This is a genomic window from Gordonia sp. 'Campus' (genome assembly GCF_022206305.1).
Classification (GTDB): domain Bacteria; phylum Actinomycetota; class Actinomycetes; order Mycobacteriales; family Mycobacteriaceae; genus Gordonia.
Genome location: NZ_JAKOIW010000043.1, coordinates 1 through 4,265 on the forward strand (window position 1 = coordinate 1; position 4,265 = coordinate 4,265).

At 67.2% G+C, this 4,265-nt stretch carries 6 protein-coding genes and 1 pseudogene; 4 read left to right on the top strand and 3 right to left on the bottom strand.

Translation table 11 applies throughout. The features are described 5' to 3' along the window. The first annotated feature begins 116 nt into the window (after positions 1–116). Together MAY35_RS23105 and arr are read left to right on the top strand one after the other, a co-directional pair. Complete coding sequence (locus MAY35_RS23105) at positions 117–581, top strand: hypothetical protein (protein ID WP_238422718.1); 465 nt, start codon at positions 117–119, stop codon at positions 579–581. Between the two features lie 164 nt (positions 582–745). Continuing rightward, the gene (arr, locus tag MAY35_RS23110) at positions 746–1,174 is read left to right on the top strand and encodes an NAD(+)--rifampin ADP-ribosyltransferase (protein ID WP_238423672.1); all 429 of its coding nucleotides are present in this window, start codon (positions 746–748) and stop codon (positions 1,172–1,174) included. Between the two features lie 21 nt (positions 1,175–1,195). Here arr and MAY35_RS23115 read toward each other — a convergent pair whose 3' ends face one another. Then, complete coding sequence (locus MAY35_RS23115) at positions 1,196–1,321, bottom strand: hypothetical protein (RefSeq protein WP_374238008.1); 126 nt, start codon at positions 1,319–1,321, stop codon at positions 1,196–1,198. Between the two features lie 60 nt (positions 1,322–1,381). On the opposite strand from MAY35_RS23115, the gene MAY35_RS23120 reads away from it, so the two are divergent. After that, positions 1,382–2,233: a sigma-70 family RNA polymerase sigma factor gene (locus tag MAY35_RS23120; RefSeq protein ID WP_308192495.1), complete on the top strand. Its 852-nt coding sequence runs from the start codon at positions 1,382–1,384 to the stop codon at positions 2,231–2,233. Positions 2,234–2,307: 74 nt separating this feature from the next. Here the strand turns inward: MAY35_RS23120 and MAY35_RS23125 are convergent, their stop codons facing one another. Both MAY35_RS23125 and MAY35_RS23130 read right to left on the bottom strand, forming a co-directional pair. Continuing rightward, positions 2,308–3,066, bottom strand: a complete 759-nt coding sequence (locus MAY35_RS23125; RefSeq protein WP_238423665.1) for an SDR family oxidoreductase — start codon at positions 3,064–3,066, stop codon at positions 2,308–2,310. Next, positions 3,063–3,860, bottom strand: a complete 798-nt coding sequence (locus tag MAY35_RS23130; protein WP_238423667.1) for an enoyl-CoA hydratase/isomerase family protein — start codon at positions 3,858–3,860, stop codon at positions 3,063–3,065. Before MAY35_RS23130 ends, MAY35_RS23125 begins: the two co-directional genes overlap by 4 nt. A gap of 208 nt (positions 3,861–4,068) precedes the next feature. Here MAY35_RS23130 and MAY35_RS23405 point away from each other — a divergent pair. Further along, positions 4,069–4,265, top strand: a pseudogene (locus MAY35_RS23405) (hypothetical protein); the annotation flags it as partial.

Genomic DNA, 4,265 nt, shown 5'->3' on the forward strand with positions numbered 1-4,265 from the left:
CCATTCACCCCCACCATCACCCGGTCAGCGGAAACCACCACACCCACATCCCGAGGAAAGTCATTGGTGTCACCACAACAACCACCACAACAACCCCACACCACCGGGAGCACACCATGAAGACCACCACCCGCATCGCCACCGCCACCCTCGGACTCGCCGCCGCAGCCGGCATCGCCCTCGGCGCCGCAGGCACCGCCCACGCCGGCACCCTCCCCGTCACCCGCCCCGGCGAACCCACCGTCGCCATGACCATCACCAACCACACCGACAAGCCCGAATACCTCCAAGGCGCCAACGCCGACGGCGGCCAATGGGTCAACGCACCCCAACACATCCTCTACCCCGGCGCCACCGAAACCCTCACCGCCACCGCCCCCTACACCAACCACCTCGACGTCAACGCCATCTACCGCATCGGACTCTTCGGCCCCACCGCCAACTACCAACTCACCAACCACCCCCACAACGTCAACACCGACATGAGCACCATCTGGGGACCCCACGCCCAGAACTACTGGCTCAACAGCCACATCGACACCCACTACCCCCAGGTCAACGTCGGCTTCGACCAGTGGTGAGAGTTCCGAAAGGAGGATGAGGGGATCGGTTCGGGGGTGGTGCTCCCGCCCCCGAACCCCGCCCCTTTCACCATAAGTCAGGGACCGGGGCTTGCCGCAAGGCCCTGGTGGCCGGGCACAATCGCTCGACAACCGACGAGTGGGAGGGGCAATCGATGCCAGATATGGCGGACACACCGGAACGTTTTCGGGTGCACGAGTCCGGGGCCTATTTCCACGGCACCAAGGCCGACCTCCGCGTCGGCGACTTCCTGACACCCGGTCACCGGTCGAATTACCGTCCCGAACACACCTCGAACTTCGTCTACATGACCAAGGTGCTCGACGGTGCCGTGCTCGCGGCCGAGATGGCGGTCGGTGACGGTCGGCCCCGGGTCTACGTCATGGAACCACAGGACGACGTGCACGATGACCCGAACGTCACCGACAAGAAGTTCCCGGGCAACCCGACCCACTCCTACCGAAGCGCTCGGCCCGTCCGGATCGTCGCCGAGATGACCGACTGGGTCGGACATTCGCCGGAGTACCTCCAACAGTTCCGCGCGGGGCTCGAGGAGCTCAAGAAGCGCGGCGGCGCAGTGCTCTACGACTGAGGTGTAGAGCCCTGACGAGGGTCAGCCGACACGCGATGCCATGTAGGCGGTCGCGGCGACTGCGAGCAGCAGATACAGCCCGGGGAACATGATGTTGTGGAACACCCGGGCACGGACGTGCGCGGCGACAGCCCCGACGAAGAACACGGTCAGCCCGTTGCGAGGCTCCGGGAGTCACGGCGCGATCGGGTATGTGCCGCAACTCCAGTGTGCGGTGGTCGAAACCGGTGGAACGCCCGTTCGCAGCTGACGGCGACGGCGTTCAGGATGCTCGGCTCGCTTCACGATGCAGAGGACGCGGTCCAGAGCACCTGGATCAAGACGAGCGCCGTCGCCGATGACGGTCTTCGCAATCCAGCCGCGTACCTGACGACCGTCCTCACCCGTGAATGTCTCGACCAACTGCGCAAGCGTCGGCATCGTCGCGAAGGGCCGCTACCGGCGGACATGCTCCCTGCGGACGTCGTCTCGGCCGACGAGCGCTATCTGGAGCGCGAGAACATCTCCCGCGCCTTGATGGTGGTCCTGAACCGGCTCACCCCTGCCCAACGCGTTGCTTATGTTCTGCACGACGTGTTCGGTGTCCCGTTCCGAGACATCGCCGACACCCTCGGGTCCACACCTGACGCCGCGAAGAAGCACGCGAGCCGAGCACGCAAGCGGATCGGTGGGGTCGGCCGAGGCGCCGTCATCGCCGGCGTCGACGACCTCGTCGTCGACGCTTTCCTGGCCGCAGCGGCCGATGGTGACACAACCAGGATGGTCTCCCTGATGAGCGACGACTGCAGTCGCGTTGCCGATCGGTCCCTCATCCCCGAGCAGGCGTCGGCCACCGTCGTCGGCGCCACTGCCGTCGCCCGGGAGACCACGCTCTTCGTCGACCGGATCCGCACCAGCACACCCATGTTCGCCGACGGACGCCCGGTCCGCGTCATCGCTCCGGGCGGTCACGAACTCGCGGTCATCGATGTCACCGTTCACGACGGACGGGTCACCCAGATAGAGATCGACCGGGTCGGGCCGCGCGTCGAACTCACCGTCTCGGCGTCTGCCGCCTAGACGCCTCGGTCCGAGCCCGCGACGACGACCGACCGGAACTCCCGGCTCTCAACGGCAGAGCGCTCGACTGGTCGTCACAGCGTCGTCGCGATCCCACCGTCCACGGGGATCACCGTGCCGGTGAGGTAGCAACCCGCGCGGCTGGCGAGGAACACCACCGTTCCGATCATGTCGTCGGCACGACCGATTCGACCCAGCGGCGAGGCCGCCGCGACCTCGTCACCCAGTTCCGCAAGGATCGGCGCCATCATCTTGGACTCGAAAGGTCCTGGCGCGATGGCGTTCACGGTGACGTGTCGGGGGCCGAGATCGCGGGCCAGATGTCGTGTCAACTGGTGCACCGCGGCTTTGCTCGACGAGTAGGAGTACGACGCGGTGCGCGGCACCCGGATGCCGTCGACGCTGCCGATCATGATGACCCGCGCCGGGTTCTCGGCGTCAGCGGTACGCGTCAGCAGCGGCAGCAGTGTCTGGGTGAGGACGAACGGAGCCTGGACGTTCAGCTTGAGCACCCGATCCCACGCCGAGTCCGGGAACTCCTCGAGCGGCGCACCCCAGGTGGCCCCCGCGTTGTTCACGAGGACGTCCAGTGCGTCGGTGTGCTCGCCCACCGCCTCGGCGAGCGCGCGAGCACCCTCGGGTGTCGACAGATTGGCCTGCAGGGCAATCAGTCCCGCGTCACGTGCCTCGGCCAGCGCCGCGTCGTTGCGGCCGGAGATCAACACCGTCGCGCCCCGGTCGCGAAGGCCGTGCGCGATCATCGCGCCGATACCCGAGGTTCCGCCGGTGACCAGCACGGTCTTGCCACTCACATCGAACAGGTCAGCTGTCATCGTCGTCGATACCTCGGTGCTCGTTTCTCCAGGAAGGCGGCGGTCGCCTCCCCCCGATCTTCGGTCATGGCCGTGATCATCTGCTGCCGGTTCTCGAATTCGACCGTCGCGGTGAACGAATCGGACTCCACCGCGGCCCACATTCCCACCTTGGTCATCTCCACCGAGACCGGCGGGTTGGCCAGGATGGCATGGGCGATCGAGTGTGCTCGACCCACCAGGTCGTCGGGTTCGGCCAGCTCGACGACAAGCCCGTAGCTCTCGGCCTCGGCGGCGGTGAACTTGCGGCCCGTCAGCATCAGCTCGTGCGCACGGCCGGTGCCGACCAACCGCGGCAGCAACCACGACAGCCCGATGTCGCACGCCGAGAACCCCGCCCGGATGAATCCCACCGCGAACACGGCGGACGTCGAGCCGATGCGGATGTCGCCGGCGCACACCAGGGCCAGGCCGGCACCCGCCGCCGCACCGTTGACCGCGACGATGACCGGCTGGCGCAGCCCGTGTAGACGTTGCGCGAGACCGGCGATGGCCTGCTGCCGCTCGAACATCGTGATCACGTCGGCGCGTCCGCCGGGTTCTTCGTCGCCGTAGCCGTTCAGGTCCAGCCCGGCGCAGAAGGCGCGCCCGGCGCCCGTCAGGATCACCACCCGGCATCCCGGGTCGGCGTCGACGGCCTCGAGCGCCTCGGTCAGTTCACGGACCAGATCGACGGTGACCGTGTTCAGTGCGTCCGGGCGATTCAGGGTGAGCGTGGTGATCTCACCATCGCGCTCGACCACGACCGCCGGCATCAGTTCTGCCTCCGCACGGCACGGCCCATGCTGTGTTTCATGACTAGTTGGTACCACCGATCGTCTCCGGTCCGTGGCATGTCACCGCTTCGTGCTCGATGACGACGGAGTCGCCGGCCGCGGGTGTCCCCCGATCGGTGGATGCACCATTCACCCCCACCATCACCCGGTCAGCGGAAACCACCACACCCACATCCCGAGGAAAGTCATTGGTGTCACCACAACAACCCCACACCACCGGGAGCACACCATGAAGACCACCACCCGCATCGCCACCGCCACCCTCGGACTCGCCGCCGCAGCCGGCATCGCCCTCGGCGCCGCAGGCACCGCCCACGCCGGCACCCTCCCCGTCACCCGCCCCGGCGAACCCACCGTCGCCATGACCATCACCAACCACACCGA

Excerpts from the sequence above, each read along its gene's own strand:
- MAY35_RS23105 (WP_238422718.1), top strand. The coding sequence starts at position 117 with ATGAAGACCACCACCCGCATCGCCACCGCCACCCTCGGACTCGCCGCC.
- arr (WP_238423672.1), top strand. The coding sequence starts at position 746 with ATGGCGGACACACCGGAACGTTTTCGGGTGCACGAGTCCGGGGCCTAT.
- MAY35_RS23125 (WP_238423665.1), bottom strand. The coding sequence starts at position 3,066 with ATGACAGCTGACCTGTTCGATGTGAGTGGCAAGACCGTGCTGGTCACC.
- MAY35_RS23130 (WP_238423667.1), bottom strand. The coding sequence starts at position 3,860 with ATGCCGGCGGTCGTGGTCGAGCGCGATGGTGAGATCACCACGCTCACC.